This is a genomic window from Mycobacterium sp. NGS57, from assembly GCF_059812405.1.
In genome coordinates this window covers 435,479-449,143 of the sequence record NZ_JCALCP010000003.1, presented here as the reverse complement: position 1 = coordinate 449,143, position 13,665 = coordinate 435,479, and the positions used below count along the sequence as shown (strand labels likewise).

Sequence of the window (13,665 nt, the reverse complement as noted above, 5' to 3'; positions counted from 1 at the left end):
TACCGGACGGCGCGCCGGCGGTGTCCGGAAAGCATCCGCCCATCTTCTCGACCCATTGGTGCGGGGATTTCCTATCATTCGGGGATGAGCGCTAGCGGGCTGGATACCGAGGGCTCGCCGGCCTTCGCCGACGACGACCCGCCCTCGTTTCGCGCCGCCGGCTGGTGGTCCGATTCGACGCTGTCGGACGCGGTACGTCGAAACGCCGAAGCCACCCCGGACCGCCCCGCCTACGCCGACCACCCCGACGGAGCGCTGAACTGGCGCGAATTCGACCATGCCGCGACCCGCCTGGCCGAACAACTGGCCGGGGCCGGGGTGACGCGCGGCGATCGGATCGCTGTGTGGCACTGCGATTCCGCGGCCATCCACGCGCTGTTCGTCGCGATCGAACGGTGCGCCGCCGTCGTCGTCGGGATCGGCGCGCGGGCCGGGACCCGCGAGGTCGACGCCATCCTGCGCAACGCGCAGCCCCGGCTCCTGATCACCGATCCGCAGCGCGCGGGCGCCGCGGCCGAGGTCACCGGCGGATCGCCGCTTGTCGCGCTGGTTCTCGATGGCGACCTGCGCGGCGCCGCTACCCATCCCAGGGCGTTGAGGGCGGATACGCGACTGGGCGCCGACGACGTCTTTCTCATCAACTCCACGTCCGGCACGACCGGCCTGCCCAAATGCGTGGTGCACACCCAAAACCGTTGGCACTACTTCCACCAGAAGGCTGTCGCCAACGGCGCGCTGACGCCGGACGACGTCTTCTTGCCGGTCATCCCCACGCCCTTCGGCTTCGGCATCTGGACCAGCCACGTCACCCCGATCTACCTCGGCGCCACCGCGGTGCTCCTGTCGCGGTTCACCGCGCGCGCGGCGTGCGAGGCTATCGCCCGCCACCGGGTCAGCGTGTTGTGTTGTGTCAGCACGCAATTGACGATGCTGATGGCCGACCCGGCGCGCCGCGACTACGACCTGAGCTCGCTGCGGGTCGTCTTCGCCGGCGGCGAGGCGCTGCCCTACCGGCCCGCCGCGGAATTCGAGGAACTCACCGGCGCGAAGATCCTGCAGTTCTACGGCTCCAACGAGACCGGGATGCTCAGCGCGACGACGCTCGACGATTCCCGCGAACGCCGGCTGCGCACCGGCGGGCGAATCGTCCCCGAGATGGCGGTGCGTCTCTTCGACGGGGACACCGACGTCACGCAGACGGGTCGCGGCCAGCCCGCCTGCCGGGGCCCGGCCACCAGCCTGGGCTACCTCGGCGGGACGGACCATGACAAGTTGTTCACCGCCGACGGGTGGATGCGCATGGGTGACATTTGCGAGATCGACGCGGAGGGCTACCTGACGGTCACCGGCCGCACCTCCGATTTTATCGTCCGCGGCGGCAAGAACATCAGCGCCACCCAGGTCGAGGACGCCGCCACCACCCACCCGGCCGTCGCGGTGGCGGCGGCGGTCGCGATGCCCGACCCGGTGTTCGGCGAAAAGGTCTGCCTCTACGCCGAACTCGCCGACCCGCAGACCCTCGACCTGCCCGGCCTGGTCGAGCACCTGCTGGCGCTGGGCGTCTCCAAGGAGCTGCTGCCGGAACGGCTTGTCGTGGTCGACGAGCTGCCCCGATCGTCCGGCGGCAAGATTGCCAAAGGCCAGCTCCGCGAGGATATTCGAAGCAGGATGGAGGCCGATCATGAACGCTCCTAACCCGCGGCGAGGCGGACTCGAAGCCTGGGCGCCCTCGGTGGTGCCCCCGATCGGGGTCGAGCTGTCCGACGAGCAGGCGCTGGCCGTCGCCTTCCGCCACCTCGCCGGCATCGGCTTCGCCGAGAACATGGCCGGGCACATCACCTGGCAGCCCGAGGGCCGGACGGACATGCTGGTCAACCCCTGGGGGCTGTGGTGGCAGGAACTCACCGCCTCCGACATCTGCGTCGTGGACAGCCAGGCGCGGGTCATCCGCGGCCGCTGGGACGTCACCCCGGCCATCCACATCCACACCGAGCTGCACCGGGTCCGCGACGACGCCCGCGTGGTCATCCACAACCACCCGTACCACGCGTGCGTGCTCGCCGCGCTGGGCCGCCTGCCCGAGCTGGTGCACCAAACCGGCTCGCTGTACCTCGACGACCTGCGCCTCGTCGACACCTACGACGGCGAGATCGACAGCCCCGCGCGCGCCGCGGAACTGGCCGCGCGCATCGGGGGCGCCAACCTCACCATCCTGGCCAACCACGGCGTCATCGCCACCGGCCGCACCCTGCCCGAGGCGGTCTACCGGGCGGCGTCGATCGAGCGGGCGTGCCGGCTCGCCTACGACGTCCTGCTCACCGGCCAGGAGCCGCTGAAGATGGACTGGTCGGACATGGCGGGTATGCAGCGGTCGCTGATCGAACGCGCCGCCGACGTGTACTGGGCGGGCGCGGCCCGGATGACCGTCAAGGCCGATCCCGAGGTGCTCGGGTGAAATCGATCGACGACCTGGCCGGGGACCTCAGCTTCACCACGGCCAAGACCGGCGAGCAGCGCACGGTCACGTTCCTGCCGGACCCGCCGCGGGCGAAACGCCGCTACACCGTGATCTCGGCCGACGACCACATCGTCGAGCCGCCGGACACCTTCGCCGGGCGGGTGCCGCGCAGGTTCGCCGACCGCGCGCCCAAGGTCGTCGAGACCGGCGACGGGGGACAGACGTGGGTCTACGACGACCGGGAACTGCCCAACGTCGGGTTCAACGCCGTCGTCGGGCGCCCGGTGGCGGAGTACGGTTTCGAACCGGTCCGATTCGACGAGATGCGCAGGGGCGCCTGGGATATCCACGCGCGCGTCCAGGACATGGACCTGAACGGGATCTACGCCTCGCTGAATTTCCCGTCGTTCCTGCCGGGGTTCGCCGGGCAGCGGCTGCAGCAGGTCACCACCGATCGCGACCTGGCGCTGGCGTCGGTGCGCGCCTGGAACGACTGGCACCTCGAGGTGTGGGCGGGGTCGTATCCGGAGCGGATCATCCCGTGCCAGCTGCCGTGGCTGCTGGACCCCGAACTGGGCGCCAAGATGATCCACGAGAACGCCGGGCGCGGGTTCCACGCCGTCACCTTCAGCGAGAATCCGGCGATGCTGGGACTGCCCAGCATCCACTCCGGTCACTGGGATCCGATGATGGCGGCGTGCGCCGAGACGGGCACGGTGGTGAACCTGCACATCGGATCCTCGGGTTCGTCGCCGTCGACCACCGACGACGCCCCTCCCGACGTCCAGGGCGTGCTGTTCTTCGCCTACGCCATCTCGGCGGCGGTGGACTGGCTGTACTCCGGGTTGCCCAGCAGGTTCCCCGATCTCAGGATCTGCCTGTCCGAAGGCGGGATCGGCTGGGTCGCGGGGCTGCTGGACCGCCTCGACCACATGCTCAGCTATCACGCGATGTACGGCACCTGGCAGGCGCTCAACGAAAGCTTGACTCCGGCCGAGGTTTTCACCCGAAACTTCTGGTTCTGCGCGGTGGAGGACAAGTCGTCGTTCGTGCAGCGCGACCGGATCGGCGTGGACAACATCATGCTCGAGGCCGACTACCCGCATTGCGACTCCACCTGGCCGCACACCCAGGACACCATCCACGAGCAGATCGGCGACCTGCCGCCGGACGTGATTCGTAAGTTCAGCTGGGAGAACGCCTCTCGCCTGTACCGCCATCCGGTGCCGGCCGAGGTCCAGCGCGACCCCGAGGCGTTCTAGAACGCGAAGCGGTTGAGCACGTCGAAGTCTCGCATCGGGGTGGCGTTGATCGCTCGCCACACCAGCCGCACCGGCCTCGAGGGGATACGTTCGTAGAGCGCAATCACCGGAGACCGCTCGACGAAGCGCAGCCGCGGGTTCCATTGCTCGAGTTCGCGGACGTCGCGAATGCCCCACGTGGTGATGCCCTTGGTGAGCACCTTGGACAGGCGCGGCCCCAGCGGCGACGTCGTGTCGAACAACAACTCGCCGCCGCCGAACCGATCCGTGAGGCGCTGCAACAGCGCACGCACGCCGGGTTCGGCGAGGTACATCAGCAGCCCCTCCGCGACGATCAGCGTGGCGCGATCGGCCGGTATCTCGTCCAACCAGGCCGGATCGGTCACCGACGAACCGATCATCCGATAGCGGTCGCGGTCGTCGTAGAGCTTGCGCCGCAACGCGATCACGTCGGGCCGATCGACGTCGAACCACTGCACGGTCTCGGGGGGACGCAGCCGGAACGCCCGGGTGTCCATGCCGCACCCGAGGTGCAGCACGACGGCGTCGGGATGGCGGCGCAGGAAATCGGTGCTCCACTCGTCGAGGTGGGCCGCACGAACGCTGACCAGATACTGGTTCGTCCCCGGCCGCATGGTCCGGCGCATGCGGGCCCAGTCGTAGTCGATGCGGTCGACGGCGTCGGCGGCGGCCGTGTCACCCAGAATCGGCGCGGGCGAGCGGCTTTCGTACGCCCGTAGGTACAGCGTGCACAGGTTCGTCCATTCCACCGATCCCCACGGCACGTCGCGGAAGTCGGCCTTGCCCGTCGCGCTCACAGCCCGGACGCCAGCCGGCGCAGGATGTCGGCGGTCGGCTCGGCGGTCGCGCGCCGGTATCCGGTGCCCGCCCACAGATGTACGTACTGGGGTTCGTCCGCCGCGGCGGCCGCCTTGCGCATGGGGCTGGTGAGATGGTGCACGGCCGGGTAGCCCAGCGGCGCCTGCGCCTCGTGGGCGTCGATGAACGCGTTGCGCAGGCCGCGCGCCGGGCGGCCGGTGAAGGCCCGGGTGAGCACCGTCTCGGCGAACGCGGGATCGGTCAGCGCTGCCTGATGGGTGGCCGACGCGCCACTCTCGGTGGCGCGCAGCAGGACCGTCCCGACGACGGCCGCCGCGGCGCCCGCGCGGATCACCTCGGCCACCGAGTCCGGGGTGGCGATGCCACCGGCGGCCAGCAGCGGCAGCGGCACGGCTGCGGTGACCCGCCGGACCAGGTCGGCGATCGGCACCGACGCCACCGGGTCCCGCGGCGACAGCGTGCCGGAATGCCCGCCGGCGGCCGCCGCCTGCACAGCGAGCATGTCCACCCCGGCGGCGTGCGCGCGGGCCGCCTCGTCGGGCGTCGTCACCGTCTGGACCACGACGGAGCCGGCCCGCTGCAGCGCGACGATCACGTCGCGCGGCGGAATCCCGAAGGTGAACGACACCAGCGGCACCGGGTCGTCCAGCAACAGCGCGATCTTCTCGTCGAACCCGTCGGTGTCCTCGACCGGATCGGCGGGCAGCGTCACCCCGAACCGGTCGGCCTCCTGCTGGACGATCGCCGCGTACGCCCGGTAGCCGTCGGGGTCGACCGGCAGCGGGTTCGGCGCAAACACGTTGATCCCGAACGGGATTCCCTCGGCCCGGACCGTCCTGATCTCGGCCTCGACCGCCGCCACCGCCTTGTAGCCGGCTGCCAGCAACCCGAACGCGCCCGCCCCGGTCGCCGCCGACACCATCGCCGGCGTGGTGGGGCCCCCCGCCATCGGGGCGGCGACGAGCGGAATGGACATCCCGAACTGTGTCAGCACACGAGCCAGCATTCCATCCCGGCGCCGGACCTGAAAGGATGCTTCAGCGTGAAGCGACCCAACTTTCTGGTGATCGTGGCGGACGACCTCGGATTCTCCGACATCGGCGCCTTCGGCGGCGAGATCAACACCCCGAACCTGGACCGGCTGGCCTACGCCGGCGTCCGGTTCACCGATTTCCACTCCGCCCCGGCCTGCTCGCCCACCCGGGCCATGCTGCTGACCGGGACCGACCACCACATCGCCGGGATCGGCACCATGCTCGAGGTCGCCGCGCCCGGATTCCGGGGCGCCCCCGGCTACGAGGGCTACCTGAACGACCGCGTGGTTGCGCTGCCCGAGTTGCTGCGCGACGCCGGCTACCTGACGCTGATGTCGGGCAAGTGGCATCTGGGCCACACCATCGACAGGTCCCCGTGGGCCCGCGGGTTCGAGCGCTCGTTCGCGTTGCTGCCCGCCGGCGCCAGCCACTACGGGGGAGCGGCGGGCGGCGGGTTCTCGCCCGTGCCAACGCTTTACACCGAGGACGACCACTTCGTCACCGTCGGCGACGACTTCTACTCGTCGGACTCCTACACCGACACGCTGCTGCGCTACTTCGACGAGCGCGACGCAAACGACGATCGGCCGTTCTTCGCCTACCTGCCCTTCCAGGCCCCGCACTGGCCGTTGCAGGCGCCCGACGAAGACGTCGCGACCTATCGCGGCCGCTACGACGACGGGCCCGACGCGCTGCGCGAGGCCCGCCTGGCCGCGCTGAAGAAGCTCGGACTGTGCCCGCCCGGCGTGGTCGCGCACCCGGTGGTGGCCGACGGTGCGCCGGAGTGGGGCGACCTGAGCGACGACGAGCGCGCGCGGTCGGCGCGCAGCATGGAGGTCTACGCGGCGATGGTGGACCGGATGGACCAGAACATCGGGCGGGTGATCGACTACCTGGACCGCACGGGTGAGTTGGGCGACACCGTCGTGATCTTCATGTCCGACAACGGCGCCGAGGGCGCGATGGTCGAGGCGATGCCGCTGCGCGGCCCGGAAATCGTCGCGCAGATCGAAAAGAACTGCGACAACAGCCTCGACAACCTCGGTCGCCCCAATTCGTTCATCTGGTACGGCCCGCGCTGGGCGCAGGCGGCCACGGCGCCGTCGCGGCTGCACAAGGCCTTCACCACCGAGGGTGGCATCCGCGTGGTGGGTTTCGTCACCTGGCCGGGCTTTGCCCGGCAGGCCGAGGTCGGCACGGCGTTCGCCACCGTCATGGACGTCGCCCCGACCGTGCTCGAGCTCGCCGGCATCACGCATCCCGGCACCGCCTACCGCGGCCGGGACGTCGAACCCATGCGCGGCCGGTCCCTGGTGCCGTATTTGTCGGCCGGCAGCGAGGCGGTGCACGACGCGCGGACCGGAACGGGCTGGGAGTTGTTCGGGCGCAGGGCGATTCGCCAGGGTGACTGGAAGGCCGTCTACCTGCCCGCGCCGCATGGTGCCGGCGACTGGCAACTCTACGACCTCTCCGAAGACCCGGGCGAGATCGACGACCTGGCCGGCGCGCGGCCCGACAAACTCGCCGAGCTGCTGGGGCTGTGGGACCGCTACGTCGAGGAGACCGGCGTCGTCCTCGATCCCGTCTCGGTGTTCGACGTGGAGCTGTGATGGCGCAGACGACCACGTGCGCGGTGATCGGCGGCGGCCCGGCCGGGATGGTACTCGGGCTGCTGCTGGCCCGCGCGGGCGTCGAGGTCACCCTGCTGGAAAAGCACGGCGACTTCCTGCGCGACTTTCGCGGCGACACCGTACATCCCACCACGATGCGCTTGCTCGACGAGCTGGGCCTGTGGGAACGCTTCGCGCAGCTGCCGTTCACCGCGGTCAGCAACGCGAGGTTCGAGTCGAACGGGCGCTCGGTGACCTATGTCGACTTCGGCCGTTTGCGCCAGCCGCACCCGTTCGTCGCGATGGTGCCGCAGTGGGACCTGCTGAACCTGCTCGCCGAGGTCGCCCAGACCGAGCCGGGCTTCACGCTGCGGATGAAGACCGAGGCCACCGGCCTGCTGGCCGACGGTGGCCGGGTCACCGGGGTGCGCTACGACGGCCCCGACGGGCCCGGAGAACTGCGGGCGGAATTGACCGTGGCGTGCGACGGCCGCTGGTCGATCGCCCGCCGCGAGGCCGGGCTGCGGACGCGTGAATACCCGGTGAACTTCGACGTGTGGTGGTTCCGGCTGCCGCGCGACGGTCCGGCGGAATTCTCCTTCCTGCCGCGGGTGGGCCCGGGCAAGGCGCTGGGCGTGATCCCGAGGGAGGGCTACGACCAGATCGCCTACCTCGGCGCCAAGGGCACCGACCCCCAGTTGCGGGCGCGCGGCATCGAGGCGTTCCGCGACGAGGTCGGCGCGCTGCTGCCCGAATCTGCGGACGCGGTCGCGACGCTGACGTCGATGGACGACGTCAAGCATCTCGACGTCCGGGTGGATCGGCTGCGCCGCTGGCACACCGACGGGCTGCTGTGCATCGGCGACGCCGCGCACGCGATGTCGCCGCTGGGTGGCGTCGGCATCAACCTGGCGGTCCAGGACGCCGTCGCGGCCGCCACCATCCTGGCCGAACCCTTGCGGCGGCACCGGGTTACGGATCGCGACCTGGCCGCGGTGCGCCGCCGCCGCTGGTTCCCGACCGTGGTGACCCAGGCGGTGCAACGGGCGCTGCAGCGCCGGCTGCTCGGCCCGCTATTGCGCGGCGCGGACCCGACGCCGCCGGCCGCGCTGTTCGAGCTGGTTCGGCGGCTGCCGTGGCTGTCGGTGCTGCCCGCGTATTTCATCGGTGTCGGGGTGCGGCCCGAGCACGCGCCGGCATTCGCGCGCCGCTAACCCGTTGGCCCGGGGTCTATTTCGGCGAGTAGCCGGCGGGCCGATTCGACGCACGGGCGAAGACGGTCGATGGGCGTGACACCGGCCAGCGCCAGTGACCGCCGCGGCACCTCGATTTCGATCACGGTATCGGGTGGCAGCGCGGCCAGGATGTCGGCGAGCGGCAGTTCGCCATCGCCGGGGACCATGCGCTCGAACATGGCCTCTGTCATGTAGTTATCGCCGCTCGGGCGCAGCGTCGTGTCGTTGAGTTGGGCGTAGCCGATGTGGTCGGCGTCGATGACCGCGAGATCGGCTGCGCCGGAACCGGATCGGACCAGGTGCATGGTGTCGATCAACATACTGAACTCGGGGCGGGCGACGTGCCGCACGGCGTCCAGCGCGGTGGGCACGTCGCCGATCGTCAGACCCGGCACCGGCTCCACGACGGTGTGGATGCCGCGTTGGGCGGCCAGGTCGGTCAGGATCGCGAACTGGTCGAAGGTCCGGCCGCGGTCGGGGTCGAGGCTGACGGTGTTGATCCGGGGCACGTCGAGTTCGGCCAGCACGTCCAGATCGTCGGCGAACGCGCGCGCCTCGGCGTCGGGCGTGATCAGAAACCCGTCGCCCAGCGAGATCGCCACCCCGCGATCGCTCATGGCCGCACGCAGGTCGCGCCTGAGCTTCGGGTCGTGCAGGGAGAAGGGCTCGTAGCCGAGCGGAACCAGCGGCAGCCCCCGCACGACGGCCGACAGGTACCGGCAGCCGAGATCCGCGGTGAGGTTGACGAATTCGACTGGCGGAAGCCCGAATCCGTTGAGGAAACCGACGCCGAGGCGGTCCATGTTATGCGGGCCGGCCCGCCAGCTGGGCCAACTGGTCTGCGGCCGGGGCGTTTTGGGTGGTCAGCGCGATCTTGCCGGACGTCACCGGTTCCTCGATCGTCGGGGCTTCCAGGACCAGATCGTCGCGGACGAATGCGACGTGGTCGTGCAGGTGCGCGGCGGTGAATTCCGCCCAGGCCGCCGCGGACGGCGGATCCAGCGTCAGGGTCACCTGGTAGAACCCCGACGTCAACGACGTGGGCGGGTCCACATGCGTCAGGCCTAGCCGCATCGACTCGGGCCCGAGCGTGTAGACGGTGGTCCGGACCAGGTCGCAGGTCACCAGGGGGCTCGCCGGCGCGACGGGCGCATTGGTGGCGGGGCACTTGTCGGGTGTGGTGGGCTGCGATTTCCGCACCGCCCGGATTGGCAGCGGCCGGATGGCGGTCGGGGGCGGTGGCGGCGTCGTCGTCGTTGCGGCCACCGCGCTGGTGGACTTGATGGCGGTCGGCGCCGGTGGGCGCGTCGAGTGACAGCCACACGCGAGCGCGCCGATCAGCAGGATGCTTGCGAGCGTGCGGGTGCGCATCGGATCATTCCAGCACAGTCGCCGCACCCTTTACGGACACTACGAATATAGAGTAGGGTCCGGTCCAATCTGCGATGGACACACGACGAAAGCCCAACCCCACCGAACGCCGCCGCGACCTGTGCGACGCGGCGATCCACCTCTTGGCGCACGACGGGGCGAAGGGGTTGAGCCACCTGAAAGTCGACCGCCGGGCCGGGGTCCCGGACGGCACGACCTCCTTCTACTTCCGCACCCGCGCGGCGCTGCTGCGCGCCGTGGCCGAGCGACTGGCCGAGCTGGATTTGGCCAGCCTGCAATCGATTGCGGACGGGGCGGGCGGTTCCGGCGAGCGTCCGCCGTCGCCGTCGCGGCTGTCGCAGGTCGTCATCCAGGCCGGCAGCGAGCCGCAGCTGTCGCGCACCAAGGCCAGGTACGAGCTGACGATGCAGGCCACGCGCGACCCGGCGCTGGCCGCGATCCTGCAGCAGGCCACCGACGGGTTTACCAAGCTGCACCGGGAGATCCTGGTGCAGCTGATGCCGCACGGCGCCGACCTGGACCCGGGCGTGGTGGAGGACCTGAGCAACATCACCCTCACGTTCATCAACGGGCTGCTGCTGCGCTTCGCCCACGGCGACCGGATCATCGACAGCCCCGAGCAGCTCGATGCCATCCTGGCCGCCATCGCCACCGGCATCCTGAAGACATCGGCCAGGGGCCGCCTGACCGATGCCGCGCCCTCGTGAGGTTGGGGATCGCGGGGTCTTGCCAGGGCACCCGCCGTATGGTTCTCTACGAGAATAGAGTGACCCGACATGGTCAAAAAATGGCAGCGGTAGGAGGGATTTCGTGACGGCGAGCACTGACAGCGATGTCCATTTCGACCCCTATGACGTCGAGCTGATCGTCGACCCGTATCCGATGTTCGCCCGCCTGCGCGACGAGGCGCCGCTGTACTACAACGCCGAATACGACTTCTTCGCGCTGAGCCGCTACGCCGACGTCACCAAGGCGCTCGTCGACCACACCACGTTCAGCTCCGCGCGGGGCGCGATCCTCGAACTGATCAAGGCCAACCTCGAAATCCCGCCCGGCATGCTGATTTTCGAGGACCCGCCGATCCACGACGTGCACCGCAAGCTCTTGTCTCGCATGTTCACCCCGCGCCGGATCGGGGCGCTCGAGCCGATGATCCGCGACTTCTGCGCCCAGGCCCTCGACCCGCTGGTGGGGTCGGGACGATTCGATTTCGTCACCGACTTGGGCGCGCAGATGCCGATGAAGGTGATCAGCATGCTGCTCGGCATTCCCGAAGACGACCAGGAGTACATCCGCGACCGCGGCAACGCCCAACTGCGCACCGAGGCCGGCAAGCCCATGCGGGCCGCCGAGCAGGGCCTGTCGGTCGGCGAGCAGTTCGAGGCCTATATCGACTGGCGCGCCGAGCATCCGTCCGACGACATCATGACCGACCTGCTCAACGTCGAGTTCGTCGACGAGAAGGGTGCCACGCGGCGGCTGACGCGCGAGGAGATCCTCGTCTACCTCAATGTGGTCGCCGGCGCGGGCAACGAGACCACCACGCGCCTGATCGGTTGGGCGGGAAAGGTTCTCGCCGAGCACCCCGACCAGCGTCGCGCCCTTGCCGAAAATCCTCGGCTCATCCCGCAGGCGATCGAGGAGTTGCTGCGTTACGAACCGCCCGCGCCGCACGTCTCGCGATACGTGACCCGCGACGTCGACTTCTACGACCGCACGGTGCCCGCGGGCAGCGTGGTGATCATGCTTCTCGGCGCGGCGTGCCGCGACGAGCGCCAGTTCGGCTCCGACGCAGACACATTCAACATCCACCGCGCCGCCCGCCCACACCTCGCCTTCAGCGTGGGCACGCACTTCTGTCTGGGCTCCGCGCTGGCCCGCCTCGAAGGCCGCATTGCCCTGGAGGAAATTTTGAAGCGATTCCCCGACTGGGAGGTCGATATGAGCAACGCCAAGCTCAGCCCGACGTCGACGGTGCGCGGCTGGGAGTCCATGCCGGCGCTGGTGGCGGCATGACCGGCCGCGTCGCGGGCAAGGTCGCGCTCATCAGCGGCGCCGCCCGGGGCCAGGGTCGCAGCCACGCCGTGCGATTGGCGCAGGAGGGCGCCGACATCATCGCGTTCGATATCTGCGGACCGATCGACAACATGGCTTACCCGCATTCGACGCCGGACGATCTCGCCGAGACCGCCGACCTGGTCAAGGCCCTCGATCGCCGCATCGTGGCCGCGCAGGTCGACGTGCGGGACTACGACGGGCTCAAGGCCTTGGTGGACAGCGGGGTGGAGCAGCTCGGTCGTCTCGACATCATCGTCGCGAACGCCGGCATCGGCACCTTCGGCAACAAGTTGCACAAGATTCCGGAGAAAACCTGGCAGGACATGATCGACGTCAACCTCTCCGGCGTGTGGCACACCGTGAAAGCGGGTGTGCCGCACATCCTCGCCGGCGAACGGGGCGGCTCCATCGTGATGACGGGCTCGGTCGGATCGCACAAGGCCATGGCCTACACCGGCCACTACATCGCGGCCAAGCACGGCGTGCTGGGATTGATGCGTTCGTTCGCGGTTGAGCTGGGCCAGTACAACATCCGGGTGAACTCGGTGCACCCGAGCCAGGTGAACACACCGATGACGATGAACGAGATCACCTACAAGCTGTTTCGGCCGGACCTGGAGAATCCCGGGCCCGACGACTTCGCCCCGTTCTCGCAGATGACGCACATGATGCCGGTGCCGTGGGTGGAAGCCGTCGACATCAGCAATGCCGTGCTGTTCCTCGCCTCTGACGAATCCCGTTACGTCACCGGCGTTTCACTGCCCGTCGACGCGGGTGCCTTACTCAAATAGGAGACAACTAATGCCGGAATACGACTACGAGGAATTGAAGAAGGAAGCCGAGCAGTACATCAGGTTCGAGAAGGACAAGAAGAACCGGATCGCCTACATCACCTTCGACCGTCCGCAGGCGCAGAACTCCACCACGTTGGGAATGCGGCAGAACTACGCCGACCTGATCCACAAGTGCAACGTGGACGACGACGTCAAGGTCGTCGTGATCCGCGGCGAGGGCGAGGATTTCGGCAGCGGCGGGGACCTGCCCGAGCAGCGGCCGATGCTGGAGAACCCCGGCCTGCCCCTGCATCACGAGCTCGCGATCAACGACGACGACGTCAAGTACCCGCCCGGCGGCTCGTACCGCTACCTGTCCACCGTCACCGATTTCTACGCCAAGGCCCGCGCGGGAAACCGGCCGCTGCAGGAGCTCCGGAAGATCAGCATCATCGAGGCCAAGGGTTACTGCTACGGGTGGCACTTCTACCAGGCCGGCGACGCCGACCTGGTGATCTCCTCCGAGGATGCCCTGTTCGGGCATCCGGCGTTCCGCTATGTGGGCTGGGGACCGCGGCTGTGGTGGTGGGCCGAGACGATGGGGCTGCGCAAGTTCTCCGAAATGCTGTTCACCGGGCGGCCGTTCAGCGCCAAGGAGATGTACGACTGCGGCTTCGTCAACAGCGTGGTGCCGCGCGACAAGCTGGAAGCCGAGACCGAGAAATACGCGCTGGCGTGCTCGCGTTCGCGCCCGACCGACACCGTGGCCGTGCAGAAGACCTTCCTGGAGCTGTACAAGCAGCACAAGGGCGAATACTTCGGCAGCCTGCTCACCGGCATGGTCGAGGGCATGCTGCCGATGATCAAGAACGACGCGCAAGAGGTCGACCTCACCGAGGGCACCTTCGAAAAGGGCCTCAACAACGTGGTGAAGGACAACGACCTCAACTTCCCGCCGGAGTGGCGCCTGAGCCGCTCGGGGCGCAAGAAGCCCTGACCCCGG

At 69.2% G+C, this 13,665-nt stretch carries 13 protein-coding genes; 9 read left to right on the top strand and 4 right to left on the bottom strand.

The annotated features are described in order from the left end of the window. The first annotated feature begins 84 nt into the window (after positions 1-84). The 3 genes from AC5Y43_RS08510 to AC5Y43_RS08500 are packed head-to-tail and all read left to right on the top strand — an operon-like array spanning position 85 to position 3,720. The gene (locus tag AC5Y43_RS08510) at positions 85-1,695 is read left to right on the top strand and encodes a class I adenylate-forming enzyme family protein (protein WP_499971375.1); all 1,611 of its coding nucleotides are present in this window, start codon (positions 85-87) and stop codon (positions 1,693-1,695) included. Further along, positions 1,682-2,455: a class II aldolase/adducin family protein gene (locus tag AC5Y43_RS08505; protein ID WP_499971373.1), complete on the top strand. Its 774-nt coding sequence runs from the start codon at positions 1,682-1,684 to the stop codon at positions 2,453-2,455. The genes AC5Y43_RS08510 and AC5Y43_RS08505 overlap by 14 nt, the downstream gene beginning before the upstream one ends. Beyond that, complete coding sequence (locus AC5Y43_RS08500) at positions 2,452-3,720, top strand: amidohydrolase family protein (RefSeq protein ID WP_499971371.1); 1,269 nt, start codon at positions 2,452-2,454, stop codon at positions 3,718-3,720. The genes AC5Y43_RS08505 and AC5Y43_RS08500 overlap by 4 nt, the downstream gene beginning before the upstream one ends. Here the strand turns inward: AC5Y43_RS08500 and AC5Y43_RS08495 are convergent. Together AC5Y43_RS08495 and AC5Y43_RS08490 are read right to left on the bottom strand one after the other, a co-directional pair. Beyond that, positions 3,717-4,538: a class I SAM-dependent methyltransferase gene (locus AC5Y43_RS08495; protein WP_499971369.1), complete on the bottom strand. Its 822-nt coding sequence runs from the start codon at positions 4,536-4,538 to the stop codon at positions 3,717-3,719. The genes AC5Y43_RS08500 and AC5Y43_RS08495 overlap by 4 nt on opposite strands. Next, a complete protein-coding gene (locus AC5Y43_RS08490; RefSeq protein ID WP_499971558.1) occupies positions 4,535-5,509 on the bottom strand; it encodes a nitronate monooxygenase in 975 nt (324 codons plus the stop codon). The genes AC5Y43_RS08495 and AC5Y43_RS08490 overlap by 4 nt, the downstream gene beginning before the upstream one ends. 93 nt (positions 5,510-5,602) lie before the next feature. Between AC5Y43_RS08490 and AC5Y43_RS08485 the strand changes: the two genes are divergently transcribed. Both AC5Y43_RS08485 and AC5Y43_RS08480 read left to right on the top strand, forming a co-directional pair. Beyond that, on the top strand, positions 5,603-7,204 hold the full coding sequence (locus AC5Y43_RS08485; RefSeq protein WP_499971366.1) for an arylsulfatase: 1,602 nt from the start codon (positions 5,603-5,605) through the stop codon (positions 7,202-7,204). Next, positions 7,204-8,418 carry an FAD-dependent oxidoreductase gene (locus AC5Y43_RS08480; RefSeq protein WP_499971364.1) on the top strand — a complete coding sequence of 405 codons (1,215 nt, stop codon included), beginning with the start codon at positions 7,204-7,206 and terminating at the stop codon, positions 8,416-8,418. The genes AC5Y43_RS08485 and AC5Y43_RS08480 overlap by 1 nt, the downstream gene beginning before the upstream one ends. Here AC5Y43_RS08480 and AC5Y43_RS08475 read toward each other — a convergent pair. Together AC5Y43_RS08475 and AC5Y43_RS08470 are read right to left on the bottom strand one after the other, a co-directional pair. Then, positions 8,415-9,242 (bottom strand): sugar phosphate isomerase/epimerase family protein, encoded by an 828-nt coding sequence (locus AC5Y43_RS08475; protein ID WP_499971362.1) that lies wholly within the window; start codon positions 9,240-9,242, stop codon positions 8,415-8,417. The two genes, AC5Y43_RS08480 and AC5Y43_RS08475, sit on opposite strands and share 4 nt — an antisense overlap. Position 9,243: 1 nt before the next feature. Continuing rightward, complete coding sequence (locus AC5Y43_RS08470) at positions 9,244-9,810, bottom strand: SecDF P1 head subdomain-containing protein (protein ID WP_499971360.1); 567 nt, start codon at positions 9,808-9,810, stop codon at positions 9,244-9,246. 74 nt (positions 9,811-9,884) lie between these two features. On the opposite strand from AC5Y43_RS08470, the gene AC5Y43_RS08465 reads away from it, so the two are divergent. The 4 genes from AC5Y43_RS08465 (at position 9,885) to AC5Y43_RS08450 (ending at position 13,659) form a co-directional block, all read left to right on the top strand. After that, positions 9,885-10,538, top strand: coding sequence for a TetR/AcrR family transcriptional regulator (locus AC5Y43_RS08465; RefSeq protein ID WP_499971358.1), 654 nt, complete (start codon positions 9,885-9,887; stop codon positions 10,536-10,538). A 103-nt stretch (positions 10,539-10,641) separates the two neighbouring features. Then, complete coding sequence (locus AC5Y43_RS08460) at positions 10,642-11,847, top strand: cytochrome P450 (RefSeq protein WP_499971356.1); 1,206 nt, start codon at positions 10,642-10,644, stop codon at positions 11,845-11,847. Next, positions 11,844-12,680, top strand: a complete 837-nt coding sequence (locus AC5Y43_RS08455) for a mycofactocin-coupled SDR family oxidoreductase (protein WP_499971354.1) — start codon at positions 11,844-11,846, stop codon at positions 12,678-12,680. The genes AC5Y43_RS08460 and AC5Y43_RS08455 overlap by 4 nt, the downstream gene beginning before the upstream one ends. A gap of 10 nt (positions 12,681-12,690) precedes the next feature. Beyond that, positions 12,691-13,659: an enoyl-CoA hydratase/isomerase family protein gene (locus tag AC5Y43_RS08450; protein WP_499971352.1), complete on the top strand. Its 969-nt coding sequence runs from the start codon at positions 12,691-12,693 to the stop codon at positions 13,657-13,659. The last annotated feature ends 6 nt before the right edge of the window (positions 13,660-13,665 follow it).